Genomic DNA, 24,619 nt, shown 5'->3' with positions numbered 1-24,619 from the left:
GCACGGGGAGGTAGGTAAGACAGACCTACTGACTGCAGTCGACAGCCTAACGGTGACGGCCATCCAAGCTTGAGTGAATGACCCAGATCGTTGTCCCTGTGCGGTATCCGCTGAGCGAACATTCCAGGGCGACGCTCGCGGAGGCGATCGAGATTGCACAACAGGAAGAAGGGTCACTGACGGTCCTGCATATCAATCTCTACCAGAACGGTACCCGGGCCAGCCGGAGCGAACTCAAACGTGCCGTCGAGTCGGAGTTCGGCCACCTGCCGGATACGCGGTACTCCGTCAGGAGCGGGCTGCTGGTCGAAGAGACGATCCTCGACGAGATCGCGTCAGAAGAAACTGATATCGTCGTGATCGGCAAGAAACAGGCCGGCCGATGGCGGAAGATGATTCAGCGGATCACGGACGACCCGGATGTCGAGACGTATCTCAGACAGCGTGTGAACTGCGAGATTGTGACAGTTTCACCCGACCTATAAAAACCAGCCCACATATCCGTGGTCAACCCTGGCGGGATGTGGATGAGTACAGTAAGATACAATGAGCTCCACCCCTAGTTCGACTGCCCCAGCAGACTCCCAGCACGAAACCGGTCGGGCCGCGGAGGTCGACGTTGCAACCCTTCTGGGCGCACTCGAAGACGACGACTGCCGTGCAATCCTCGAAGCGACGAGCGAACAGGCGCTCTCGACGAGTGAACTCTGCGAACAGTGTGATCTGTCGACATCCTCGGCATACCGGAAAGTCGACGAACTGACCGAGGTGGGCCTCCTCGAAGAATCAGTTCGCCTGCGCCCAGCCAAAGCCCACACCAGCGAGTACCGACTTGCCGTGAGTAAACTCGAAATCTCGCTGGACGGCGGCCAACTCGAACTGTCGGTCACCTCGCGGCAAGGGAACCCACCGTCGATCCTCGCCGATTAGGGGAGATGGCAGGGGTTTTTGAGCGGTGACTGCCTCTTGCCTGTATGCGTATCGCGTTCGTGACGCTGCAGACGACCAAGCAGACGAACACGGAAGGGGCACGTCGGTTCGAACGCGTCGCTCGCTTGCTCGCCGAGCAGGGACACGAAGTGGTACTGTTCTGTGGCCAGTGGTGGGACGATTACGACGACACCTTCGTCGAGGATGAGCTTACCTACCGCGGTGTGACGCTCGGAACGGCTGTCTCCTCTTTCTGTACGCGACTCCCCGCGCTGCTCGCGCGGTTCGATCCGGATCTGATCACCGTCAGACCCACGCCCGCAAAGCAGGTGGTGGCGGCCCGGACCGGGAGCAAGCTGGCGAGAGCACCCCTCGTCGTCGAGTGGTTCGGCGACGAGAACTACGACCCGGACGGCCGCAGCACGCGATGGGCAGCCAGCACCCCGGACCGGGTCGTTACCCCATCTGAGCTCGTACGAACGCAGGTCCGGGAACTGGGCGCCGATAGCAGACAGACCAGGGTCATCCCGGAGAGTATCGAGTTCGACCGGATCGAGACCGTCGAACCGGACGAAACCAGCGAACTCGTCTGGGGACACCCCCTGGAGACAGGTGCCAACATTCAGGATTTTCTGCTCGGGCTCGCGGAGTTGCGGGAGCGAGAGTGGTCGGCAACGATCGTCGGCGACGGTCCGAAACGCGCCGAGTTCGAACAGGAAGCAGCGGATCTGCGGATCGACGACCGGGTCCGCTTTGTCGGGGCGTGTGACCGCGACCGTCGACTCGAAATCTATCGCGGGGCTCACGCCTTCGTGCAGACGGCCTACCGGGAGTATTTCGCGACGGAGTTGCTCTGGGCGCTTGCCTGTGGCTGTATCGGCATCGTCGAGTACCAGGCCGAATCCAGTGCGCACGAACTGATCGAAAACGCCGACCGAAGCTACCGAGTCACGAACCCACAGCAACTCGCGGATGCGATCGTCGAATCCGGTGAATTCGACTTTCTCACCAGCGACAGCACCTGGAAATCGTTCGACCACGGGGCGGTCATCAGGAACTATCTCGAAGAGTACCGAGCGCTCACCGGTGCCGACCAGTAGACGGGACGTGTCGGCAGGAATACAGCAATGTATAAGATATAAAACTATCGTAGTCTGACGAATCGTCCGGACAGTGGCAATCGAACTAGACATATTGTTGTGATATCTGAAACTGTCCGGTAACGATGGGTATCTTACAATCTGTCCTCGGGAGCGGATCGGAGGAATCGAAACCGACGAAACGAAAGTACGCAGTTCTGTTGAACGCGGGACCGGACAGTACATCTGTTGCTGGGAATGGGTTCAACTACGCGCTCGAACTGGCCGACGAGGGGTTCGAGGTCGAACTCTTCCTCGACGGCGAAGCGACGGACTGGCCCGCGGAGTTCGTCGAAAACCCCGACAGACCGTACGACAGCGACTGGGAGCGCATCCAGCGAGAGGGGCTGATCGCCGGGGTCTATGGCTACTGTGCGAACGCCTTCGATGTCGTCGAAGAGTGCAAATCCTCCGGGGTCGGGCTACTCGGCGAGGAAACCAACCACGCACCCTCGGTGCCGGAACTCGCAAAACAGAACTACGAGATTCTGACCGTCGGGTGACCCCGCTCAGTACTTCCGGTCGTCACCACTCAACTCGAGTGCGTCGTAGAACCGCTGGTCGATCCGGTTGCGCCGTGAGAGCCAGTCCTCGAATCGAGCCCTGTCGTCCGGATAGTGCTCGTAGTGCTCGTCGTACTCCTCGACAAAGCCCTGCGTCTTGCGGACGCCGATGACTGCCTCGTAGAGTTCACTTTTCGTGATACCGAGCGCTTCGAAGGTCCCCCCTCGGTACTCGGAGATGAGATTTTTCGCGACGCCGAGCCCGACCAGTGCCTTGCCCTTGAGCGTCTCGATGTCGGTCTCCGTGCCGACGATCGTCTTGATCTCCTCTTCGGGTAACATTGCGGCGACGGCCCGCAGGATGTTCGGGTTGATCGAACTCGCTGCGACGTTGTAGGCGTCCCGCGAGGCGAGTTTCGGCCCCTCGTCGTGGTCGAAAATGTATCTGTTGTGGTCCCAGAGTCCGTACTCGGAGACGTCGCCGTCCGCGACGGCCTTGGCTGCGGTTTTCCCCGCGGAGTACCCCGAGATGGCCGCGCCACGGATGCCCTTTCCCGAGATGGGGTGGGTCATGCCTGCTGCTCCACCGGCGGCGAGATAGCCCGGTGCGACCATCGAATCGAGCGGTCGTCGGAGTGCGATCGACGAGCCGAGTTTGTCCTTCTCCCCGAATATCTCGGCGATTTTGGCGTCGTCGAACTCCGGACGGCGCTCCATATCCTGCCGGAGTCGGTCGTTCAGCGGGATCGGTCCCTTGGTCATCTGGAAGCCGAGTCCGACGTTTATCGTCGTCGGCGTGCGGGGGAAATACCAGATATACCCCATCTCCTCCAGCGGTTTGCCGACGATCGCGTTCTGGTAGTCGACCGGTTCTTCCGTTTCGACGATCTCCCGGTACGCCGAGCCGAAGTGGGTGTAGTGGGGCATCTCGAAGGTCGTCTCACCCCCAGTGTCCAGATTCTCGAACTCGATCAGATCCTGCAGGATAGACTGTGCACCGGCACCGTCGATCAGGACCTGGCTCTCGTAGCGGACGGGTTCGCCCTTGCGGACGGCCTCGACTCCGGTTACGCGGCCGTTCTGTGTCACGTCGTTGACCACGGTATCGAAGTGCTGGTCGACGCCGAAGTCGGCAGTCTGTTCCAGCAGTCGCTGGCCGAAGACGTACCGGTCGATGACGTTGCTGTGGCCGTCGTAGGGGATGACCTTCCGGACGTCGACCTCTTCGTCCCACCACTCGATCTGGTCGATGTTCCAGTCGATGAGCGCATCGGCGTCGTCCTCGATTGCACCCATGTCGATCGGGCCGGGGTACATCTTCGGTTTGTTCGGGCTCTTCATCGCATCCCCACAGGCGATGTGTCCACCTCGCTCGCGGGGTTTCCGTTCGAGCTGGACGACATCCGCCCCCTTCGAGGCCGCCGTCGCCGCCGCGAAGCATCCTGCAATACCCCCGCCGACGACGATCACTTCGTATGTTTCGCTCGACATAGATGGGTAACTAACACCACGTAGGCGAATTGTGAATGTAATTCTTTGGAGTCGAGACGGACAGATAATTTCTGAGTCGGGTCAGAACATATCACCGGAATAGTAGACGATATCGTTTTATTTCCAGCAACGAACAGCCCCCAAGCCAATTACTGGGTCGAGTTTGACCGACGACGTCTTTCGGGCGTTGAGTCATCCACTTCGACGCGAGATCCTCTCTCTCCTGAATCCGAGAGATGGCGAGACGATCGAACGCGAAACACTGAGTGAGGTCCTCTCGACCCTGTACGACATCTCCGAAGAGCGCACGGCCACAGCCCTCGATCACCACCACCTCCCGAAACTCGAATCTGCCGGCTTCCTCGAGTACGACATGCGATCCGGTGTGATTCGATACGACACGAACAGGCTCGTCACCGTACTCCGTGAGAACGACCTGATCGAGTGCAAGACGTGTTGCGACCAGTGCGAGACGCCGGAGATCAGACAGAAAGAATTATCGTCCACCTGACAGATCGACTCGTCGACAGGGTACTTTTCAGGCGGCACCGAGTAGGCGGTAGCATGGCCAGTATCGAGATCCACCCCGATGTCGAGGCGACCGCCGAAGAGATCGCCGCGATGGAGATCCGGGGTGCAGCAACGATTGCAGCAGCGACAGCGGGCGCACTCGGCAGTCAGGCAGCGGAGTCCACCGCGGAGACCCCCGAGCAGTTTCACGACGAACTGCAGACAGCGGCACAGCGGTTGCTCGACACGCGGCCGACGGCGGTGAGCCTCCCGAACGCACTCCGGTACGTCTTCGAGCGCATCGACGGAGAGACAGTCGAGGAACTCGCGACGAGTACGGTTGCGGGCGTCGACGAGTTTCAGCACAGACTCGACACCGCGCAAGACGACCTCGGTGCGATCGGTGCGAACCGGCTCCGTGACGGTGATACCGTGCTCACGCACTGTCACTCGACGGACGTCCTCGCCTGTATCGAGGCCGCCGTCGGTCAGGGGAAATCACTCTCGGCGATCGTCAAAGAGACCAGACCCCGGAATCAGGGACATATTACAGCCAAACAGCTTCGAGAACTCGACGTCCCGGTGACACTCATCGTCGACGGGGCGGCGGGCCGGTATCTCGACGAGGTCGATCACGTCTTCGTCGGGGCAGACTCGATCGCCGCCGACGGCTCCGTCGTCAACAAGATCGGAACCAGATCACTCGCAGTCACCGCCAGAGAGCGAGACACGCCGATGGTCGTCGCCGCCCAGACGATCAAACTCGATCCGGCGACGCTGTCGGGACACACCGTCGAGATCGAGAGCCGGTCAGAAGCGGAGGTGATCGACACCGATCGCCGGGAGTCGATCGGTGAGATCGAGGTCGGAAATCCGGCATTCGACGTGACGCCACCCCGGTACGTGGACGCGATCGTCACCGAACACGGTCAGTTCCCGCCGGAGAGTATCGTGATGGTGATGCGCGAACTGTTCGGTGAACACCACCGGACACCCTGGACGGAGTGATGACGCGGATCGTCTGTGCGGGCCACGTCAACTGGGATGTGACCCTCCGCGTCGAGCAGTTACCCGACCCCGACGGCGAGGCACAGATCACCGAACAGTGTCAGTCCGGTGGTGGAAGTGCCGCGAACACCGCCACCGTCCTCGCGGGACTGGATCACGACCCACTGCTCGTGGGTAGCCTCGGTGGCGATCGGTACGCCAAACTGGTCGAAGAAGAACTCGACCGGACAGGTGTCGACTGCCGGTATCTCCGGCGGTTCGACGGGCAGGAGACGACTGTCAAATACCTCGTCGTCGACGAGGATGGCGAGGTGTTCGTCTTCGCAAACGAGGGGGCAAACGAGGCGTTCAGCGCTGACGACCTGCCACGGGAGCGTCTCACCGAGACCGGCCACCTGCATCTGACCGGCCAGGCACCGGGGACCGCGGCAGCGTTGCTGGATCGGGCCGACGAACTGGACGTGTCGGTGAGCTTCGATCCGGGCCGACGGCTCGGACAGCGCCAGTACGAGCCCATCGTCGAGGCTGTCGATCTCCTCTTCGTGAACGAACGCGAGGCCAGCGCGGCGCGGAACCGGAATCTCTTCGAACGCCGCGAGGGACGGACGGTGATCAAGCGGGGAGACGGCGGCGCGACGCTACTCGACGGTGCCCGGACACTCGACTGCGATGGATTCGACGTGACAGCAACCGATACAGCAGGGGCCGGTGACGCATTCGCTGGTGGGTTTCTCGCTGCCGAACTCGACGGCAAAGACGACAGACAGGCACTCCGGGTGGCCAACGCCTGCGGCGCACTCGCTGTCCAGTCAGTCGGAGCCCGGGTCCCGATCTCCTGGGAAACGGTCGAAGAATATCTCGATCGCTAGCTCACCGAGCGCCCGGAGCGATCAGATTATGCCGTCTCGTTGCCGCCGGTTTCGTTGCCAGCCGCCCCGTCCCCGGTTTCGTTGTCGCCGGTCTCGTTGCCACCCGTGCTACCATCTGCGCCGCCTTCGACGACAACGACACCGTGCATGCCGATGCTGCTATGCGGTTCGCAGTGATAGAAGTGGTTTCCGCCCACCTCGAACGTACGCGAGTAGGTTGTCCCCGCTTCGGAAACAGCCTCACCGCTGCTGAACTCCGCTGGTGCCTCTGTCGAGACGACGTTGTGTGCGCCGCCGTTGCCGGTCCACTCCCAGGTAACCTCTGTGCTGGCCGAGACAGAGACTGCCGGTGGGTCGAACGAGAAGCCCTGTCCGCCAGCCCCCACTTCGACCGTGACCGAATCTGCGTCGGTTTCATCGGTAACCTCGCCCTCCCAGAGGTTGACCTCGTTTTCTTCCATGTAGGCCGTGATTGGGTCGGAGTCTCCACCGCCGCCACCACCGTCGCTGACCTCCCCGACGACGATGGCTCCGTGCATTCCGGAACCCGTGTGTGGCTCACAGTGATAGAATTGATTGCCCGCCTCCTCGAACGTGTGCGAGAATGTCTCTCCCTCTTCGTCAACTGCTTCGCCGCTGTCGAACTCGTCGGCGGAGTCCTCCCTCGAGACGACGTTGTGTGCGCCGCCGTTGCCAGTCCACTCCCAGGTGACCTCCGTTCCAGGGTCGATATTGACTGCTGCGGGAGCGAACGAAAACCCCTGCCCGCCTGCACCGACCTCGATGGTGATGGAGTCCTCGCCGGTCATGTCCTCCAGTTCCTCCTCGTAGCCGTTTGCGCCGTTGTCGGTGAGATACGTATGGACATCCTCGGGGACACCCGACGGCCCGCCACTCCCGTCTTCGTCTTCGATGATGTCGGACTTGCCGGGGACTCCCCGTCCGTCTGCCAGAATACCAGTACAGCCGGCCAGTGCTGCCACAGTGCCGGTCAGCCCCGCTGCGAGAAACTCCCGTCGGTTCTCTTTGAAAGACGTCATTGATGTTGCTCTGATCGGAGGTTATGGGCACGCCTGATTGAAACCTTCGGTTTCTCTGCCAGCGACGACCACACCCACACGACGCCAGAACAGCCGCCTACCGTCCACGCAAACCCCTTGCGGGGGGAGTTACTCCTCGTCGACGGTGTCGGCGTGTGTCGCGGCGTCGTCCGGATCGTCGACCGGACTCGTCGGGTGATACTCGGTGTCGTACTCGCCGGGCCGCCCATCCAGCCGATCGGGGTTGAGTCGACCACCGAGCAGCATGAAATCCAGAATCGTCAGCCGGAGCATCGCCTCGACGACCGGCACTGCGCGGGGCATCAGCGTCGGGTCGTGTCGCCCGACGACCTGAATCTCCTTGCGCTCGCCACTCTCCCAGTCTGCGGTCGTCTGGGATTTCGGGATGCTCGTCGGCGCGTGCCAGGTCGCCTCACCGTAGATCGGTTCGCCGGTGGTGATCCCTCCCTGCAGGCCGCCGTGGTCGTTGCCGACCGGCACCGGATCGCCCTCCTCGCTGACGGTCTCTGGGTGTGACTCGCCGTCGTCGAACTCCCAGTCCTCGTTGCGCTCGATCCCCCGCATCGTCCGGGTGTCTCGCCCTTTCCCGAACTGGAAGGCACTCGTCGCCGGAATCGAAAAGATAGCCTGCCCGAGTCGTGCCGCAAAGGAGTCGAACCGCGGCGCGCCGAGGCCACGCGGGACGCCCCGACACTCGAAGTAGACAGAGCCGCCAATCGAGTCCCCCTCCTTCTGGTACTCGTCGATCGCCTCGCGCATCTCTTCGGCAGTTTCGGGGTGAGCACACCGGACCTCGTTTTCCTCGGTGTGTTCGAGCATCTCCTCGAAGCTCACCTCGGGTGCCTCGATGTCGCCGACCTGGTTGACGTGGGCTTTCACCTGGATGTCGTACTCGCTCTGTTCGAAGACCTGCTTCGCGATCGCGCCGGCGGCGACCCAGTTGACGGTCTCCCGAGCGGAGGAGCGACCGCCGCCGCCCCAGTTCCGGGTGCCGAACTTCGCGGAGTAGGTGTAGTCGCCGTGGGAAGGGCGTGGTGCGGTGACGAAGGGTTCGTACTTGCCCGACCGTGCGTCTTTGTTCTGGATCACCATGCCGATTGGCGTCCCCGTCGTGTAGCCGTCCTGGACGCCGGATTTGATCGACACCTCGTCCGGTTCGCCCCGCGAGGTGGTGATCATCGACTGGCCCGGCTTCCGGCGGTCGAGTTCCGCCTGGATATCTTCCTCGCTCAACTCGACACCGGCCGGACAGCCAGAGACTGTACAGCCCATCGCTTCGCCGTGGGACTCGCCAAACGTCGTAATCTGAAAGAGTCGGCCGAATCGGTTGCCGTTCATTGTCATACCCGAGGTGTCCGGACAAATAAAATGCCACGACTTCCGGCCGCTGGCAGAACTGTTTTGGGTCGCTCGTGTCATCTCTCTACTACCGCGACTCTCTATGACTGGCCGATACTCCGACGGCGTCGATCTGCGGGTCAGCGCACTCGCCGGCACAGCAGCCTATCTGCTTGGCGCCCTCGTCGTCGTAGCGTCGGGTCGGTTCGGGCTGCATCCCGACGCAGGCGTCTGGGTTCGGGCAGACAGCCTCGGTGAGTATCTCGTCGTCCACATGGGAGCACACCTTCCCGTCTGGAGTGGTGAGGTGCAGATTGCAGTGCTCGGGCAGACGGTCGTATTGCTTGCGCTGCTCGTGGCCGCTGGGTATGTTGTGACGTTTATCTCCGACGACGGAGAGAATTCAGTTCAGGTTGGTGGTTCGGTTGTCCTGGGATATCTCGGTTGGACTGTCCTCGGGAGTGTGTACACTGTCTTTACCGTGGCAGCGATTACCTGGACCCAGCTGCTCGCACCGGCAGTACTCGTCGGATTTGTGCTTCCAGTCGTGTTCGGTGGATTCGGCGGGGGGCTGTATTCCCGGATGCTGGAATCTGGTACGTGATTGATTTCTTCCGAGGTGGGCACGACTGATCCACTATCGACGTCTCCAACAGCAAGAAAGCCCCCGTCCGCTCGATGTGGTTTTCCAGGCTGGGCGGGACCGAAAGGGGCGGGGCTTTCTTGCTGTATTGAATGCTACTGACCGAGGTGTTCCCAACGCTGAATTCGACATCCACTCCTCAGCCCGAAAACTAAGACCGTCCCCGTCCACCTACCAGTATGGTTGCCCGGTACGAACCCGTCGAATCACCAGACGAAACCACAGTCTTCCCGTATCACGATCTGACACCACCGACGACGGCCGATATCTACAGTGCAAAACCGATCGTCGAGCGCTACCTCCCCCGAACGCCACTCGTCCGCTGCGAGTGGCTCTCGGCCGAACTCGACGCCGACGTCTATCTCAAACGGGAGGATACACTCCCGACTGGCGCGTTCAAAGTCCGTGGCGGCGTCACCCTCGTCTCACGACTCGACGAGGAGTTTCGCGACCAGGGACTGATCGCAGCCAGCACCGGAAACCACGGCCAGTCGGTCGCCTACGCCGGCCGGGAGTTCGACGTGCCGGTGGTGATCTGCGTCCCCGAAGATGCGAACCCTGGAAAGGTCCGAGCCATGGAACGTCTCGAAGCCCAGATAGAGCATCACGGCGAAACCTTCGACGACGCCCGCGAACACGCCGAGAAACTCGCAACAGAGGAGGGGTACAGGTACGTCCACTCGGCAAACGAACCGACACTCGTCGCCGGCGTCGGCACCGCCGGGCTCGAAGTCGTCGAAGACTTGCCCGACGTGGATGTCTTCTTCTCACCAGTCGGCGGTGGCTCCAGCGCGTCGGGGTACTGCCTGACCGTCGGCGAACTCACCGACGCAGACGTGATCGGCGTGCAGTCCGCATCCGCACCGGCGATGCACCGGGCGTGGTCGGAGGGAACGCTGGCGGCACACGAGAAGATGGAGACGACGGCCGAAGGACTCGCGACGAGCGTCCCCTTCGCGGTCACGACGGAGATACTGCGCGAGCGACTGGACGAGTTCGTCCTCGTCGAGGACAGTGCGCTGTGGGATGGCGTCGAGCGGATGCTCGCCGAGGATCACGTCCTGATGGAAGCGGCGTGTGCAACTGGCGTCGCGGCCGCGCTGGAACGGAAGGAGGAATTGGCTGGAAAAACAGTCGCCTTCCCTGTTTCGGGTCGAAATCTTGCTCTCGACAAACTGCAGTCGGTACTCAGATCCTGAGCAGTCAGTTATAGCTCTCCGTCCGCTGCCAGCTTGCGGAGGTCTGCGACGCGCTCACGAATCTCCTGCAGGTCACCGTTCTCACGCTTCGTATCGACGTGGCTGTACATCAATCCCATCCGATGGTTAGAGCGTAACTGGTCTTCGTTCCGTGCGAGAAAATCCCAGTACAGTGCGTTGAATGGGCAAGCTCCCTCGCCCGTGTCCTTCGTTTTGTAGTAGTTGCAGTCCCCGCAGTAATCGCTCATCCGGTCGATGTAGTTCGCCGAGGAGACGTATGGCTTCGTCGCGAAGACGCCGTGGCCATACTGGCCCATCTCGACGACGTTCGGCGTCGTCACCCAGTGGTAGGCGTCGACGTAGGTCGCGTGGAACCACTCGTTTAGCTGCTCTGGCTCGACACCCCACAGCGTGGCGAAGTTCGCGAGCACCATCAGACGCTGGATGTGATGAGCATACCCGCGTGCGTGAACATCGTCGACAGAGCCGGAGACACAGGCCATCTCGGTGTCGCCACTCCAGTAAAACCCGGGAAGATCCTGCGCTGCGCCGAGTTGGTTCGCCGTCGCCAGTTCTGGCATCGAATGACGGTAGACGTGGCGCATGAACTCCCGCCAGCCCAGAAGCTGTCGGATGACACCCTCGGCAGAGTTGAGTGAAATCGTGTCGTTTGATTCGAAAGCCCCCTCGATCGCGGTGATCGCCTCCCAGGGATGGAGCAAGCCGAGATTGAGACTCGGCGAGAGCAGTGCGTGGGCCATCGCCCACTCCTCGCTGCGCATCGCGTCCTGGTAGGGACCGAACTCCGGCAATCGCTGTTCGCAGAAGTGATCGAGCATCGACCGGGCCTGCGATCTGGTGACCGGCCACTCGAAGGGCTCGTGCTGCCCCCAGGTATCGAACTCCGTGGCGACCCAGTCGCTCACCTCGGCCGTGAGTTCGTCGTGGTCGGGACGGTACCGGTCCGGTGGTTCCCAGTCGGCGGGTGGAAACTCCTGGTTTTCGTCGTCGAGATTCCACTCGCCACCGACGGGGTCGCCCTCGGCAGTCAGCAAAACGCCGGACTCGCGGCGCATCCACCGGTAGAAATTCTCGTGTGTGAACGGCTGGCGGTCGGTCGTGTTGGCCCACTCGTCGAAGGACCGTCGCGTACTCACGAACAGCCCGTTCTCGACGACGTCGAGGTCTCCGCCGACGTCGGCGACCAGTTCGGCCATCCGCGGCCCACTCCGATAGCTGGGTGAGCGCATCATAACGAGCGTATCCTCGGGATATCGCCCGAAGTACGTCGCAAGCCCGTCGCGAAAGGTTTCTGCCACGATATATTCGACGTCGTACCCCTGCTCTCGCAACTCCTCGCGGAACTGGCGCATCGCCGCGAAAACGAGCGTGAGTTTCTGGTGGTGGTAGGGCTTGCGCCGCGCGAATGCGTGGGCCTCGATCATGAGCACACGACTGTCCGCCGGCGTGTCGCCGAGGGGGCCGGCTCCGGGGTGGAGCTGGGTCCCCAGTACCCAGGGAACACGCTGCTCGTCGGTCATGTCGTGGTCGGGAATCGTCCCGACAACAGGGCCACCCATCGGTGTACTGTTGGTCTGCAGCGACTTATATTCCGCCACGGATCACTGTCGAGAACCGGTGGCGACACACACAAAGCCGGGCAGAACGGAACTGTTCCCATGAGCGACGTCGCCGGAATCTACGCGCGCGAGTCGGAGCATCTCGATAGGTACATCCAGTTCGGTATCGCCCAGGGGCGGGTGCTCTCCGTCGAGTTTCCCGAACAGCCGGATCCCGGCGCGGACGCCGAGCACGAACTGCTGGACCGGATCGAGGCCTATCTCAACGGCGCAGACGACAGCTTCGAGGACGTGACTGTCGCGATGACGATGCCGACCGATCAGGGGACAGTGTTAGAGAAAGTCCGGGAGGTGCCTTACGGCGAAGATGCGACAGTCGAGCAGATCACGATGATGGTGCCGGGCCACAACCCCGAAGACAGCGAGGACAGGCAGGCGGTCCGCGACGCCCTGGCATCGAACCCAGCACCGATTTTCATCCCGACACATCGGGTCGGTGACGGGCCGAGTGGACTCCCCGGGGACGTCGAGCGGCGACTCCGGTTGATAGAAGGAATCTAGTTCAGCGCGAGGAATCGTCACAGTCCGCGAGTGTCGACAGAATCTCGTCGACGAGCGCTGGATCGTACGTCCAGAACCCATCGTATCCGTTCGGTGTTTCCCGGGCGACGAGTGCACAGCTCTGTGACTCGTGATCTCCGCCGTCGAAGGCGAGCGACCAGTAGCGATCGAGTTGCGCTCCCCGGTGGTACGTGACGCCGGGAATCGGCGACGCGTCGGCCGGCTCGATGCCGTAGATGTGGATATCGAGATCGGTGTGGCTGGCGAGATACCGATACAGTTCGATCTGCGGTTCGAGCCGCGATCGGTTCTGGAAACTCGCCCGGAGTGTCCCCGTCCTGACGCGAGTGGCGCGGTCTTCGATCTCGCGGCTGACTGCGAGTAGCTGTTTGCGGTTCATCGCGGTGAACACTGTGTCGTCGAGCACCTCGAAGAGGACGCCGAACCCCTCCGAAACGTCGGTCCGTTCTCCCGGGCGGACGATCGGTGGCTCGATCAGTTTCTGGAGCTCGTCGACGGGGAGCGCTCCGGCGAACTCGCCGTCCTGCTCGATAACGACGAACGGCGCAGGGCCACCTGGCGGAAGCTCTTCCTGACGAACGGACACTGCATGCGTCTCGAACTGGGATGGAATCCCGCTCTCTTCGTCCCCTTCGTAGACCGTAAACTGGCGGCCCTGATTCTGGATTTCGGCGAGCAGGGGGTCGAACATCGTTACGAGTGTTGCTGGCGCTCTGATTCGACGCTCCGGGAGATCAGGTCGGCGACGGGCTGATCCACCGGGCCGAGCGATACGACGCCACTCCGTCGATCGTAGGTGATCAGATCGGATTCGGCGAGCAGTGGGAGGTGGTGGTGTTCGAGCGCAGTGAGGATATCCCTGCGGTCTTCCGGTGTCGCCATCCGGCCCGTCTCGGTCGCACCCCAGCCCGCAAGGACAGTTGCGAGTTTCTGGACTGTACTCTCCTCTTCGACGAGCAGCATGTACAGCAATCGGCGCCGCCGTCTCGAAGCGAGCGCACGGTACAGCTCGTCGTCGTCGAGGTGGATTGTGCCGACGGGTTCGTCCCCCTCTGTTTCACTGAACTCATTATCGGTCATGCGTACTAGATAAACTCTATATTAGTGTATAATTATTATCGTTTATTATTACATAAGTTCCTTAAATTAGATGCCACTTGTATCAGATATATCCCAGCTCCGGACAGATCAGGATGAGATTACAGGTCACGACGTGCGGCCTGTGCGGCCCGGCGACCACTCTCCATCGCGCCCTGAATCGCGGACCACTCGGTGTACTCCCCCGCGAGATAGACCGCGCCGTCGGGGTCGTCGACGTCCGGTAAGCGCTTCCTGAATCCGGGCGGCTGTGCGAACTGGGCGAAGGGAATCCTGTGGGTTTCGAGCAGTTCCAGTTCCGAGAAGTCGTGCTCGGGATACCACGAGTCGAGTGTTTCCCGCACCTCCGCAGCCAGTTCGTCGTCAGTTTCCTCGGGTGTCCCGAGGAAGGTCGCACTGAGAAGCTCGCTGTCGTGCGGTGCACACTCGGGGGCGACTTCCGAGATCGGTGCCACCGTGTTCGGGCGGGCATCGACCGTATTGAGCAGGAGTCGCCGGTCTGTGTCGAGTCGCTCCGAGGCCGGCAGCGAGAAATGCTGCGTGACACAGCCGTCGCCCTCGGTCGGGATCCCGGCACAGCCAGTCAACCCGGCGGCAGTTTTCGGGTCGGTCGCGACGACGGCGGCATCGGCAGTGATCGTCTCGCCGTCGGTTTCGACAGTCACGCCATCGCCGTCCGGTGAGACGACGTCGACTGTTCGCCCGGTGTCGATCCGGGCTCCGGCCTCGCGGGCCGTCTTCGCCAGCTGTCGGGGAATCGCACCCATCCCCTCGGCCGGGACGACGATCTCGCCCTCGGAAAGCATCTTGAAGGTGTACTCGAAGACCAGCCGTGAGGAGGAGAGCGATCGATCGAGGGTAATACCGCCGTAAAATGGTGCGGCGAACCGTCGACGGAACTTCCCGGAGAAGCCCTTCCGTCGGAGATATTCGTCGATCGAACAGTCGTCGGCAGCCATGATCTCCGCGAGCGGTTTGCGGGCGAGTGTTCGTCGGAGGGCGAGAATGCGGAGTTTGTCGGCGACGGTCACGTTGCGATTGAGAAGCGAGGGGACGAGTGCACTGGGATCACGGAGTGGGTCGGCAAGCGTCGTCCGCTCGCCGGGGCGGGCGAGAATCGCACCGGGTCGAAACGAGCGCAGATCCAGGCTGTCGAGATCGAGTTCGGCCTGGGCGGCAGGATAGGCCGTAAACAGCACCTGGAAGCCACGGTCGAGCGTAAAGCCGTCGACCTGTTCGCTTCTGACCCGGCCGCCGACATCGGCTGTGGCTTCGAGTACTCGGACACGCACCCCATCCGCGGCGAGGTGTCTGGCCGCGACGAGTCCGGCCAGCCCCGCACCTGCGACGATCACATCGGTCATACCTCAGTTGTCGGCTTCGACCACCAAAATGGCTCTGGAGCGACCGACAACGACCCAACGAGGATTAGTGACCACAGCCCAACGGGTAGGTATGCAGACGACCGACGGATTTGCCGGGCTGCGGTGTATGGACTGCGAGAGTACGGTCGAGGTCGACAGCCACCGCTGTCCAGACTGTGCGGGCGCACTCGCTCCCGTGTACGACGAGGACAGCCTGCACGAGGCTCACCAGACAATCGCATCCGGACCGGACTCCGGCGTCGGTATCGATCGCTTCGCGAGCGTTCTTCCCTTCGAGGCGGAGACGATCACGACCATCGGTGAAGGACTGACACCCACGGTCGAGGCCACATCGCTCGCTGACCGGTTCGGTGTCGAGCGCGTGCTCGTCAAAGACGAGGCGCGGAACACGACCGGTGCAGTCGTCGATCGCGGGATCGCACTCGCAGTGACGGCCGCCAGCCAGCAGGGGACAACCGACGTCGCACTGCCGACGACCGGCAACGGGGGACAGGCGGCAGCCGCCTACGCCGCGCGCGCGGGAGTCGATTCACACAGTTTCGTCCCCACGCGATCGACGTTCGCCAACAAGGCGATGATCAACGTCCAGGGTGGCGATATGAACGTCGTCGGCGGCCGGTACCCCGACGCAGTCGAAGCCTTCGAGGACAGCGACGAGGAGTGGCACTCGCTGGCCCCATTCGAGACGCCCTACCGCCACGCGGGACAGAAAACGATCGCCTACGAACTGTTCAGCCGGCTCGAGGATCTCCCGGACGCGATCGTCCACCCGACGAGCCACGGTACTGTCCTCCTCGGCCTCTATCGCGGTTTTCGAGAACTGCAACAGACCAGTACTATCGAACAGCTCCCGCGGCTGTACGCCGCTCAGCCCGAGGGCTGTGCACCGATTGTCGAGGCCCACAGAACTGGATCGGACGAGCCAGTGCCAGTCGACAGCCCGGACACGATCTCCGGACCGCTCGAAGTGCCGGACCCCGCGGGCGGACGGTACGCACTCGAGGCGATCGATGCCACCGACGGCGGCGCAGTCACGGTGACCGACGACGAGTTACTCGAAAGCGCTGTCTCGCTGGCGAAGGCAGGCGTCCCGACGAGTGCGACCGGTGGCGTCGCGATCAGTGGGGCCGAACAACTCGCCGACGACGGTGCCTTCGACGGCGACGAGACGGTGCTGTTGATCAACCCCGCGACAGCCAACCGGGAAAGCGACATCCTCCGGAGCCACCTGATGCGACAAGGTGTATAGCTGTCTGGGAAAATACAAAAGCTCTACTGCATCCAGCAGTAACAGCCAGCACATGACGCCCTGTAGACGCTGTGGGGCACCAGCAGCAGACTCGCGCTGCGAGCGGTGTCACGGAGTACGTCGGCTGGTCCCCGACGGTGGCGAACGGGAGGCAGACAGGTGGAATCCGGCTCTCAACGAGGAGTGGGACAGCCAGGCAAGAGCGGCGTATCTGGAGCGCCAGGCACGCTCGAACGATCAATCACCCAGTAGTGAGTCGGCCAATAGCTCCTCGAAATCGACAGCAAACAGCCCCACGGGAGCGCCAGATGGCGAGAGCCAGGCGGATTCCGACGAGTTACCGAAGGACGAGCGACAGTCGGACGGGTCGGGCGTGACCGATCGGCTGACTCGTCGCAGACTGTTGCTCGGCGGTGCTGGCCTCGCCGTCGTTGCGACCGGTGGCCGCCAGCTTCTCTCCGGCGGGCTGGATGGAGCAAAAGGCGTTGCCGAGAGCTACATCGAGGCGGTCGCAGCCAACGACTGGGAGGCAGCCGGACAGCTGTACCACGAGAAGTCCCGTATCAGACAGGATATCGACGATCGAGGGAGTGTCGAGAGTTACGAAGACGTCATCGACGAACGTGGGGACCACCAGTTTCTCTCGGATATCGAGCCGGAGATCGAGGGTATCCACGAGTGGAGAGACGTTCCCGACCCAAACGCGGAGCGGCCCGATGCGCGGTTCGTTCCCAGTGGTGCGAGCGAGCTGGACGGTTACAAACAGATCATCGCCATCGTCAGTCTCGACGCCGTAACGCTGTACAGAGCCCGGGGGATGGACGATATGCTGGAACAACTGGAAGGTGAGAGAACAAACGAGGTCTTCCAGATCGGCACGGTAAAAGATCTGACAGAGTGGTCGCTCTGGAGTGTCTCGTACCCGGTATGATCCGCTAGTCGTCTGCAGAGACGGTCTCCTTCTCGCGCGCTCTCTCTTCTTCGGCCTCGCGTTCGGCTTTCTCCTCCTCTTCTTTCTTGGCTTTGATCTTCTTCATGCGGAAGATCTCCTCACGTTCCTGCTCTTCGAGTTTCTGCTCGATGTACTCCTGGTTGTCGCGGAGATCCGGCAGGAGTTTGAACTCGAGGGCGTTGACACGCCGTTTCGTCGTCTCGATCTCTTCGAGCATCTTCTTCATCGCCGTCTCGACCTCCGCAGCGAGGATGATCTGATCGAGCAGATCCTCGTAGGCCTCGGCGGCCTCGTCGATCCGGGCGCTCGTACCGAGCAACCCGTAGCCCCGTTCCTGGAGGTTCTTGCTGACTTTCGTCGACTCGATCTGCGGGACGACGACACCCATGATGTTTTTCGACTGCGTCGTGATCTCCGGATGTTCTTTCAGCGCTGCCGCAGCCCCCCGGACTGCGACGTCGCCCTCCATCGCCCGCGCCATGTCGATCGAGCGCTGGGCGTCCTGGTAGGTGCCTTCCAGATCAGATCGGACGTCCTGAGCCTGATCCAGGATATCCATAAACTCCATGATGAGCCCATCACGTTTCTTTTCGAGTGTGTCGTGGCCTCGCTCGGAGAGTTCGATGCGGTCCTCGATCTGCATCAAATTCTTCCGGGTCGGCTTGACATCCTTGGCCATTTGCTCACAGGTTGTGTACGTAGCCAGTTAACCGTTTCCAGTCTTTCCCACCAGCGAGTCCCCCATCGGTCAAAACGACTCCGACCGCTGGTAGTACAGCTTCGAGGCGTAGAACACGACGACACCGAGTGTCCACAGCGCCGGCACGGTCAGTCGGCTCCCGTCGACGAAGACGAACTCGTAGATACTCAGCCCGAGCAAGACGACGATCAGGACCAGAAATCCGTTCCGTGCGGCGCGCATCACCGGATCTGCTTCGACCATCGACTGTCCGTACTCCAGCCGGCTACTTATCCCTGCTCAAGCACGGTCTCGATCTCGCCGAGATTCTCGATGACGTAATCCGGATCGACATCGGAGTTAGTGATATCGGCGCGGTCGCTCACGCCAGTCAGGACGAGCACGGTCGTCATCCCTGCGTTCGATCCCATCCGGAGATCGGTATCCAGCCGGTCGCCGACAATCAGACACTCCGAAGGATCGATTTCGAGTCTATCGAGTGCGGCCTGCAGTGCAACGTCGGATGGTTTCCCGAGGACTTTCTCGGGTTCGATCCCCATGACGGACGCGACGGAGCCGATGATCGCACCCGACCCCGGAACCATCGACTCTTTTTCCAGCGGGAAGGTCCGGTCGGGGTCGGTGCCGTAGAAGGCGATCTGCCCGTCCGAGGCGTCGAGTGCGTCCTGCATATCTGCGAAGTCGAACTCGGGCGTCCACGAGGCGACGATCACGTCCGCTGCCGCCGGATCGTCGGTTACCGGGAGTTCGGCAGCCCGGAACTGATCGCGCAGCCCCTCGTGACCGATCAGGAAGATCCGATCGTCGCTGTGGTGGTCGACGAGATAGTCGGTGGTGACAGCGCCCGCGGAGGAGGCCGCGCCCTTCGGGACGTCGAGCCCCATCTCGCGGAGTCGGCGGACGTACTGCTCGCCGTCTTTGATCGGGTTGTTCGAGAGAAAGAACAGGTCGAGACTCGCTGCCTGCATCGCGTCGATACCCTCTCGCGTGCCATCGAGCAGTTCGTCGCCGCGGTAGACGGTTCCGTCGAGATCGACGATCGCACCTCTGAGCGTCATTATAGACAGAATGGGCGGGAGCAAATTAACCCCGACGGTCGGAGGTAGTGGCCGGTATCAGGCAAACAACTGCCGTGCGTCGTCGAGTGCCTCGACGAGCGTGTCGATCTCGGATTTCGTGTTGTAGATGTAGAAGGATGCACGCGCTGTCGCGGCGACGCCGAGTTTGTCGTGTAGCGGCTGCGTACAGTGATCGCCGGCCCGGATCGCGACGGCATAATCGTTCAGGATCTCGGAGAGGTCGTGGGCGTGGACACCCTCGACGTTAAACGAGACCAGCCCACCACGGTGTTCACCGGCTGGCGGGCCGAACACCTCGATGTCGTCGAACTTCTCGAACTGCTCCAGTGCGTACTGGGCGAGTTCGTTCTCGTGGCGCTGGATCTTCTCCATCCCGATCTCGTCGATGTAGTCGACGGCCTCCGCGAGGGCGATCCCCTGCGCGATGGCGGGCGTGCCGGCCTCGAACTTCCAGGGGAGTTCGTTCCAGGTCGAATCCTCGTAGGTGACTTTCGTGATCATATCGCCGCCGTAGAGGTACGGCTGCATCTCTTCGAGGATCTGCTGTTTACCGTAGAGGACGCCGATCCCGGTCGGCCCGCAGAGTTTGTGCCCCGAGAAGGCGAAGAAGTCGGCGTCGATCGCTTCGACGTCGACCGGCCGGTTCGGGACAGATTGCGCGCCGTCGACGAAGATGTAGGCGTCGTTGTCGTGGGCCAGATCAGCGAGTTCGCCGACGGGGTTGATCGTCGCGAGCACGTTCGAGGCGTGGACGACGGAGACCATCTCGGTGTTCTCGTTTATCAACTCTGCGGCGTGGTCCATATCCAGCCGTCCATCCTCGTCGATCCGGATGTAGTTGACGTCTGCGCCAGTTCGTTTGGCGATCTGTTGCCAGGTGACCAGCGAGGCGTGGTGTTCCATCTCCGTGAGGACGACCTCGTCACCCGGACCGAGTTCGTTCAGCCCCCAGGCGTAGGCGACCAGGTTCATACTCTCGGTCGTGTTCTTCGTGAAGACGATCTCCTCGCGGCCGCTCGCGCCGATGAACTCCGCGACCCGGTCGTGGGCCGTCTCGTAGGCGATCGAGGCCTCCTGGGAGAGCTGGTGAAGCCCGCGGTGGACGTTCGCGTTCGTCTCGCGGTAGTAGTCACTGATCGCGTCGATCACCTGCTCGGGCTTCTGTGTCGTCGCGGCGTTGTCGAGATAGACGAGTTGCTGGTCTCCGAACTCCCGCTCCAGAATTGGGAAATCAGCTCTGATCGCCTCGACGTCGAGGCTGTCGGATTCAGTCGTTGCCATTACTGGATTGAGGGGCCGAACGGACAACATTATTTCGGTTCGCCAAAACCATCTTTGTCGCTACGGTAACCATAGTGGTTGTTGCGAGTCTTTATCAAAGGCTATGTGGGGTCTGTTGTGTCACGACGTGAGCGACCTGATTCCCGTCGCCATGGCTGAAAATAACCGCAACAACCACGATCACTCCTGGAGACGCTGGGTTCGCTCGACGAGCGGATGGTGTGCGTAGTCGACGATATCGATGTCGTCGACCGATTCGAGGCTCTCTTTCCGGGCAGTTTCGGCCATCCCGAGTTCGACCGGGTCGTCGATGACGATGACGTAGGCGTCCATCTCCGTGATCCCGAGCGCTTTCGCCGCCTTCGTTCGGTGGTGGCCGTCGGCAAGGAGGAGATCCGTCGGCGTCTCGATGACTACCAGTGGTTCGGCGAGTCCACGCTGGAGTTCGTACTGTCTCCCCTGGAGTTCGTCGGCGTAGACTTTCCCTTGCGTGGGTGTCAGCCTCGCCAACTCGACGTCGCGGCGCGTTTCGCTGGCCTCGACACCGTGGATATTTTCCAGTGTTGTCACGAGCTTCTCGACTTTGCTCGGTGTGGCCCGTTCGATCTGGCTGCGGATCACGTCCGCATTCGAGATGATCCCGACGAGATTCCCCGCGTCGTCGACGACCGGGAGCCGTCGGATGCCAGATCGCAGGATGACGCGGGCCGCATCTGTCAGTTTCATCTCGGGATGTGCGACGAGCAGATCCGTCGACATGATTCTGAAGATCGGCTCTTCGTCCCGTTCGAGAAGGAGATCCCGCGCGCTGACAAACCCCTCGACGTGGCGGCCGTCACAGACCGGAAAGCCGCTGTGGTCGTCGCTGTGAGACATCCGTTCTGCGACCTCACGGACAGTGTCGTCGGGCGAGACTGTCGCGACATCCCGGGTCATATAATCCTGGACGGTCGGTTTCGCTTCGTCTGCCATTGCAGTTGCTAACGACCGGTGTCCGGAAAAATCTCTCGTCTACTCGTCCGTTTGCTCGCTGTCCGTCGGAAGATCCTCGACGAGGTACTCCTCGCTGATCGCGTCGGCCATGTAGGCCCCTGTCCCCGGTGGCTCGATCCTGTTCGACATGACGTCGAGAAACCGGGAGTTGACCACCGCCTCGACGACCTCCGTCAGTGATTCCTCACGGTCTTCGACTGACTCGAGCACCCCCAGTTCGATCTGTGCGCCGGCCATATCGACGTGGCCACCAGCACTCCCGATCTGACCGAACGCTTCCCGGAGACTCTCGCCGATATCGATATTGGAGCCACGAGAGCGGGCGGAGATGTAGATCTGGCCGTCTTTGATGCCGTAGACGAGCGTCGTCGAGATACCATCGAGTGCCAGTAGCCGATCTGCTGCCTGTGCGAGTGCATCGCGTTCGCTGAGCATCCCGACACAGCTCAACAGCACCTCGTCTCTGACCTCGCGATTGCTGATCGCGCTGGCGATGGTTTCGAAGGTCTGCTGGCTGATCCTCGGTGATTCGATCCGTTCGAGCATCCCGAAGTTCGCCGTCGACGAGAGTTTTGCCGCGGCGGTGAAATCCTCCTGTGAGACTTCTCGCGAGAAGCCGGCCGTATCGACGTGGATGCCAAACATGAGTGCCGTAGCCATATCTTCCTCGATCGGGACGTTGAACCGGTCGAAATAATCGACGAGCAACGTACTGGTCGCACCGACACCACTCCGGAGGTCGACGAAGCTGGCATCGACCGGCGACCGGGGTGGATGGTGGTCGATGACGATATCCACCGGTGCGTCGGGTGGCAGCTGGTCGTTGACACCGGGACGGGAGTGATCGACGAGTGCGAGACCGTCGAACTCGGAGAGATCTTCCTCCGGATCGAGATTCCGCAACTCGATGTCGAGAACGTTGATGAACGCCCGGTTCTCCTGGTGGGTGATATCGCCGTAGTAACACAGCTCTGTGTCACAGCCAGCTCTGGTTGCGAGCGCCGCCAGAGCGAGTCCGCTCGCGATCGCATCCGGATCCGGGTTGTCGTGTGCGATGACAGCGAGCCGATCGATCCCCCGGAGTACTCGCTGGAGCTGGCGCATTCGCTGCCCACTCTCGCCCAGCCGGGCCCGAATGTGATCTACCAGCTCCCGGTCGGGATCGACGATCATATCCGCGACGGATTCGAGGGTCGGTCCGGAGTGATCGTCGTTGCCCTCCCGCTCGGCACGGTAAACGACGAGTTTTGCCTCGGGAAACACGTCGCGAACGGTGATCGCGAGCGACCGGTTCGTGGCCCGGTTCTGGCCGAACACTCCGACGATGTCGGGCCGGTCGAACGAAAGCAAGACACCGCGGTTGATCTCGTCGACATCGCGAACTCCAACGGTTCCCTGAACTGACTCGGCGAGCGCGCCGTCGGTCGTCGCAACCTCGATACTGCCCGGCCTGGTCTGGAGTGATTCGACTACGGTCGACAGGAGCGAACCAGAACCAACGAGCAGTCGGTTCGTCATACGGAGTCTTGGAGGACGTCCGTATAAAAACCAGGAGTTCCGGTCGGGAACAGAGGCATTATTTCAGACGTTCCTGGAGAAAAGAGGGATGCGCAGCGTCGACACCGTCGAGATGGATGATATCGTCGTTGATGATTTTACCCAGCGAATCGCCATCCGGCGCACGGACCTCCGCCATCAGCGTGTGATCGCCACTCGACGTGTACAGCTTCTCGATCGCGTCGAGTTCTTTCAGTTGCTGGGTGACCTCGACGTACTGTTCGCTGGCGACGTCGATCCCGACGATGGCGATAGACTGCCCTGAGAGTTTCTTCGGATCGACGTCTGCGGAGTAGCCGACGATGACTCCCTCCTCTTCGAGTTTCTGGATATACTTTCTGACTGTGGGTTTCGATACGTCCGCCCGTTGTGCGATCTCCGCGTACGACGCCTGTGCATCCTCTTCTAAGACAGATAGAATTCGTTTTTCCGTAGCCTCTGCGCTCATAGCTGTATATTTCACTCCGGCGGAAAAATATCTTCCGAATGCACAAAGCGAGATTTCGACCCGCAAACAAATGTGTGGCGGCGATTCAGGTGTGGCGTCCGACGAGTTCGTCGGCCGACCGCTCCCACTCGACGTCGTCGTCGAAGTAGCGCTCGGCGAGTGGCTGTTCTGGCATCTCGCCGGTCGATCGTTTCTCTTCACCGTAGGATGGCCGCTCGGAGTCCTGATAGAACCGACCCGTGAGGACCTCGCCCTCGTAGAGGCGGTTCTCGGCCTCGAGCATCACGTCGGCCGCCTCTCGACGGTCGGTGATGTCGAAGTCGAACTCGTCGTCCTGCTGGATGTCAGTGTAGGGGACGTACTCCTTTGCGTCCTTGTTCCAGGTCGGACACTGCGTGAGGAAATCGATGTGTGCGAAGCCGTCGTGTTCGATCGCCTCTTTCAGGATCTCCTGGGCCTGCCGCGGGTTCGTCGCGGCCGTCCGGGCGATGTACGAGGCACCGGAGGCAAGCGACAGCGTGAGCGGTCGGACCGGATCCTTCGCGGAGCCACTCGGCTGTGTCTTCGACTTGTGGCCTTTCGGACTCGTCGGTGAGGTCTGGCCTTTCGTCAGGCCGAAGATCTCGTTGTTGAACACGATATAGGTCATATCGTGGTTCTCGCGGGCGGTGTGCATGAAGTGGTTGCCACCGATCCCGTAGCCGTCACCGTCGCCGCCCGCTGCGACGACTTCGAGGCCCGGGTTCGCGAGTTTCGCCGCTCGTGCGACCGGCAGTGAGCGGCCGTGGATGGCGTGGTAGCCGTAACTCTCGAAGTAGCTGGAGAGTTTGCCCGAACAGCCGATCCCCGTGACGAGCATCACTTCTTCGGGGGAGCGGCCGACCTCCGGCATCGCTCCCTTGAGTGCTTTCAGGACCGCGAAGTCACCACAGCCCGGACACCACGTCGGCTGTGGTTCCACACCGGGGGTGAAATCGTCTTTGCTCGATTCGACGTCCGCACCGATTGCTGAGAATGCTGTCAT

The 24,619-nt window shown here is 61.7% G+C and carries 27 protein-coding genes; 12 read left to right on the top strand and 15 right to left on the bottom strand.

Annotation, left to right across the window (positions count from 1 at the left end; translation table 11 throughout):
- Window positions 1–77 precede the first annotated feature (77 nt).
- From EOW68_RS09540 to EOW68_RS09525, 4 genes are all read left to right on the top strand, one after another.
- The gene (locus tag EOW68_RS09540; protein WP_128224928.1) at window positions 78–485 is read left to right on the top strand and encodes a universal stress protein; all 408 of its coding nucleotides are present in this window, start codon (window positions 78–80) and stop codon (window positions 483–485) included.
- A gap of 61 nt (window positions 486–546) precedes the next feature.
- Window positions 547–930, top strand: a complete 384-nt coding sequence (locus EOW68_RS09535) for a helix-turn-helix domain-containing protein (protein WP_128224927.1) — start codon at window positions 547–549, stop codon at window positions 928–930.
- 44 nt (window positions 931–974) lie between these two features.
- A complete protein-coding gene (locus EOW68_RS09530; RefSeq protein WP_128224926.1) occupies window positions 975–2,030 on the top strand; it encodes a glycosyltransferase family 4 protein in 1,056 nt (351 codons plus the stop codon).
- A 125-nt stretch (window positions 2,031–2,155) separates the two neighbouring features.
- Window positions 2,156–2,572 carry a DsrE family protein gene (locus EOW68_RS09525; protein ID WP_128224925.1) on the top strand — a complete coding sequence of 139 codons (417 nt, stop codon included), beginning with the start codon at window positions 2,156–2,158 and terminating at the stop codon, window positions 2,570–2,572.
- 6 nt (window positions 2,573–2,578) lie between these two features.
- Here the strand turns inward: EOW68_RS09525 and EOW68_RS09520 are convergent, their stop codons facing one another.
- Window positions 2,579–4,063 (bottom strand): FAD-binding protein, encoded by a 1,485-nt coding sequence (locus EOW68_RS09520; RefSeq protein ID WP_128224924.1) that lies wholly within the window; start codon window positions 4,061–4,063, stop codon window positions 2,579–2,581.
- Window positions 4,064–4,226: 163 nt separating this feature from the next.
- Here EOW68_RS09520 and EOW68_RS09515 point away from each other — a divergent pair, with 163 nt between their 5' ends.
- Genes EOW68_RS09515 through EOW68_RS09505 form a run of 3 tightly spaced genes read left to right on the top strand, consistent with a single transcriptional unit; the run spans window position 4,227 to window position 6,450 of the window.
- A complete protein-coding gene (locus tag EOW68_RS09515; RefSeq protein ID WP_431358845.1) occupies window positions 4,227–4,574 on the top strand; it encodes a winged helix-turn-helix domain-containing protein in 348 nt (115 codons plus the stop codon).
- 53 nt (window positions 4,575–4,627) lie between these two features.
- The gene (locus EOW68_RS09510) at window positions 4,628–5,581 is read left to right on the top strand and encodes a ribose 1,5-bisphosphate isomerase (RefSeq protein WP_128224922.1); all 954 of its coding nucleotides are present in this window, start codon (window positions 4,628–4,630) and stop codon (window positions 5,579–5,581) included.
- On the top strand, window positions 5,581–6,450 hold the full coding sequence (locus tag EOW68_RS09505; RefSeq protein WP_128224921.1) for an ATP-dependent ribose-1-phosphate kinase: 870 nt from the start codon (window positions 5,581–5,583) through the stop codon (window positions 6,448–6,450). The genes EOW68_RS09510 and EOW68_RS09505 overlap by 1 nt, the downstream gene beginning before the upstream one ends.
- Window positions 6,451–6,476: 26 nt before the next feature.
- Here the strand turns inward: EOW68_RS09505 and EOW68_RS09500 are convergent, their stop codons facing one another.
- Complete coding sequence (locus EOW68_RS09500) at window positions 6,477–7,490, bottom strand: halocyanin domain-containing protein (RefSeq protein WP_128224920.1); 1,014 nt, start codon at window positions 7,488–7,490, stop codon at window positions 6,477–6,479.
- Between the two features lie 129 nt (window positions 7,491–7,619).
- Entirely contained in the window at window positions 7,620–8,849 is a 1,230-nt protein-coding gene (aroC, locus tag EOW68_RS09495) for a chorismate synthase (RefSeq protein ID WP_128224919.1), read from the bottom strand.
- Window positions 8,850–8,952: 103 nt separating this feature from the next.
- On the opposite strand from aroC, the gene EOW68_RS09490 reads away from it, so the two are divergent.
- Window positions 8,953–9,453 (top strand): DUF7978 family protein, encoded by a 501-nt coding sequence (locus tag EOW68_RS09490; protein ID WP_128224918.1) that lies wholly within the window; start codon window positions 8,953–8,955, stop codon window positions 9,451–9,453.
- A gap of 218 nt (window positions 9,454–9,671) precedes the next feature.
- Window positions 9,672–10,691 carry a threonine ammonia-lyase gene (locus EOW68_RS09485; protein WP_128224917.1) on the top strand — a complete coding sequence of 340 codons (1,020 nt, stop codon included), beginning with the start codon at window positions 9,672–9,674 and terminating at the stop codon, window positions 10,689–10,691.
- A gap of 8 nt (window positions 10,692–10,699) precedes the next feature.
- On the opposite strand, the gene EOW68_RS09480 is transcribed toward EOW68_RS09485, so the two are convergent.
- Complete coding sequence (locus EOW68_RS09480) at window positions 10,700–12,271, bottom strand: cryptochrome/photolyase family protein (RefSeq protein WP_128224916.1); 1,572 nt, start codon at window positions 12,269–12,271, stop codon at window positions 10,700–10,702.
- A 99-nt stretch (window positions 12,272–12,370) separates the two neighbouring features.
- On the opposite strand from EOW68_RS09480, the gene EOW68_RS09475 reads away from it, so the two are divergent.
- The gene (locus EOW68_RS09475) at window positions 12,371–12,832 is read left to right on the top strand and encodes an MGMT family protein (RefSeq protein WP_128224915.1); all 462 of its coding nucleotides are present in this window, start codon (window positions 12,371–12,373) and stop codon (window positions 12,830–12,832) included.
- A gap of 1 nt (window position 12,833) precedes the next feature.
- On the opposite strand, the gene EOW68_RS09470 is transcribed toward EOW68_RS09475, so the two are convergent.
- The 3 genes from EOW68_RS09470 to EOW68_RS09460 all read right to left on the bottom strand — a co-directional run bounded on the left by EOW68_RS09470 (window position 12,834) and on the right by EOW68_RS09460 (window position 15,315).
- The gene (locus EOW68_RS09470) at window positions 12,834–13,544 is read right to left on the bottom strand and encodes a DICT sensory domain-containing protein (RefSeq protein ID WP_128224914.1); all 711 of its coding nucleotides are present in this window, start codon (window positions 13,542–13,544) and stop codon (window positions 12,834–12,836) included.
- 2 nt (window positions 13,545–13,546) lie between these two features.
- A complete protein-coding gene (locus EOW68_RS09465) occupies window positions 13,547–13,933 on the bottom strand; it encodes a DUF7344 domain-containing protein (RefSeq protein ID WP_128224913.1) in 387 nt (128 codons plus the stop codon).
- A gap of 119 nt (window positions 13,934–14,052) precedes the next feature.
- Window positions 14,053–15,315, bottom strand: coding sequence for an NAD(P)/FAD-dependent oxidoreductase (locus EOW68_RS09460; RefSeq protein WP_128224912.1), 1,263 nt, complete (start codon window positions 15,313–15,315; stop codon window positions 14,053–14,055).
- A gap of 91 nt (window positions 15,316–15,406) precedes the next feature.
- Between EOW68_RS09460 and EOW68_RS09455 the strand changes: the two genes are divergently transcribed.
- Both EOW68_RS09455 and EOW68_RS09450 read left to right on the top strand, forming a co-directional pair.
- Complete coding sequence (locus EOW68_RS09455) at window positions 15,407–16,585, top strand: threonine synthase (protein ID WP_128224911.1); 1,179 nt, start codon at window positions 15,407–15,409, stop codon at window positions 16,583–16,585.
- Window positions 16,586–16,637: 52 nt separating this feature from the next.
- Window positions 16,638–17,516, top strand: coding sequence for a hypothetical protein (locus EOW68_RS09450; RefSeq protein ID WP_128224910.1), 879 nt, complete (start codon window positions 16,638–16,640; stop codon window positions 17,514–17,516).
- A gap of 4 nt (window positions 17,517–17,520) precedes the next feature.
- Here EOW68_RS09450 and EOW68_RS09445 read toward each other — a convergent pair whose 3' ends face one another.
- The 8 genes from EOW68_RS09445 to EOW68_RS09410 form a co-directional block, all read right to left on the bottom strand.
- Window positions 17,521–18,216 carry a V-type ATP synthase subunit D gene (locus tag EOW68_RS09445; protein ID WP_128224909.1) on the bottom strand — a complete coding sequence of 232 codons (696 nt, stop codon included), beginning with the start codon at window positions 18,214–18,216 and terminating at the stop codon, window positions 17,521–17,523.
- Window positions 18,217–18,285: 69 nt separating this feature from the next.
- Window positions 18,286–18,480: a hypothetical protein gene (locus tag EOW68_RS09440; protein ID WP_128224908.1), complete on the bottom strand. Its 195-nt coding sequence runs from the start codon at window positions 18,478–18,480 to the stop codon at window positions 18,286–18,288.
- A 26-nt stretch (window positions 18,481–18,506) separates the two neighbouring features.
- Window positions 18,507–19,295: an HAD-IIA family hydrolase gene (locus tag EOW68_RS09435; protein ID WP_128224907.1), complete on the bottom strand. Its 789-nt coding sequence runs from the start codon at window positions 19,293–19,295 to the stop codon at window positions 18,507–18,509.
- Window positions 19,296–19,352: 57 nt separating this feature from the next.
- Window positions 19,353–20,597: an aminotransferase class V-fold PLP-dependent enzyme gene (locus EOW68_RS09430; RefSeq protein ID WP_128224906.1), complete on the bottom strand. Its 1,245-nt coding sequence runs from the start codon at window positions 20,595–20,597 to the stop codon at window positions 19,353–19,355.
- 180 nt (window positions 20,598–20,777) lie between these two features.
- On the bottom strand, window positions 20,778–21,569 hold the full coding sequence (locus tag EOW68_RS09425) for a CBS pair associated ParBc domain-containing protein (protein ID WP_128224905.1): 792 nt from the start codon (window positions 21,567–21,569) through the stop codon (window positions 20,778–20,780).
- Between the two features lie 39 nt (window positions 21,570–21,608).
- Window positions 21,609–23,108, bottom strand: coding sequence for a DHH family phosphoesterase (locus EOW68_RS09420; protein ID WP_128224904.1), 1,500 nt, complete (start codon window positions 23,106–23,108; stop codon window positions 21,609–21,611).
- A 58-nt stretch (window positions 23,109–23,166) separates the two neighbouring features.
- The gene (gene lrpA1 / locus EOW68_RS09415; RefSeq protein WP_128224903.1) at window positions 23,167–23,595 is read right to left on the bottom strand and encodes an HTH-type transcriptional regulator LrpA1; all 429 of its coding nucleotides are present in this window, start codon (window positions 23,593–23,595) and stop codon (window positions 23,167–23,169) included.
- Between the two features lie 85 nt (window positions 23,596–23,680).
- The gene (locus tag EOW68_RS09410) at window positions 23,681–24,619 is read right to left on the bottom strand and encodes a thiamine pyrophosphate-dependent enzyme (RefSeq protein WP_128224902.1); all 939 of its coding nucleotides are present in this window, start codon (window positions 24,617–24,619) and stop codon (window positions 23,681–23,683) included.

The sequence above is a fragment of the Halovenus amylolytica genome, from assembly GCA_004015825.1.
Lineage (GTDB): Archaea > Halobacteriota > Halobacteria > Halobacteriales > Haloarculaceae > Halovenus > Halovenus amylolytica.
This window is presented reverse-complemented; position numbering and strand designations above follow the sequence as displayed.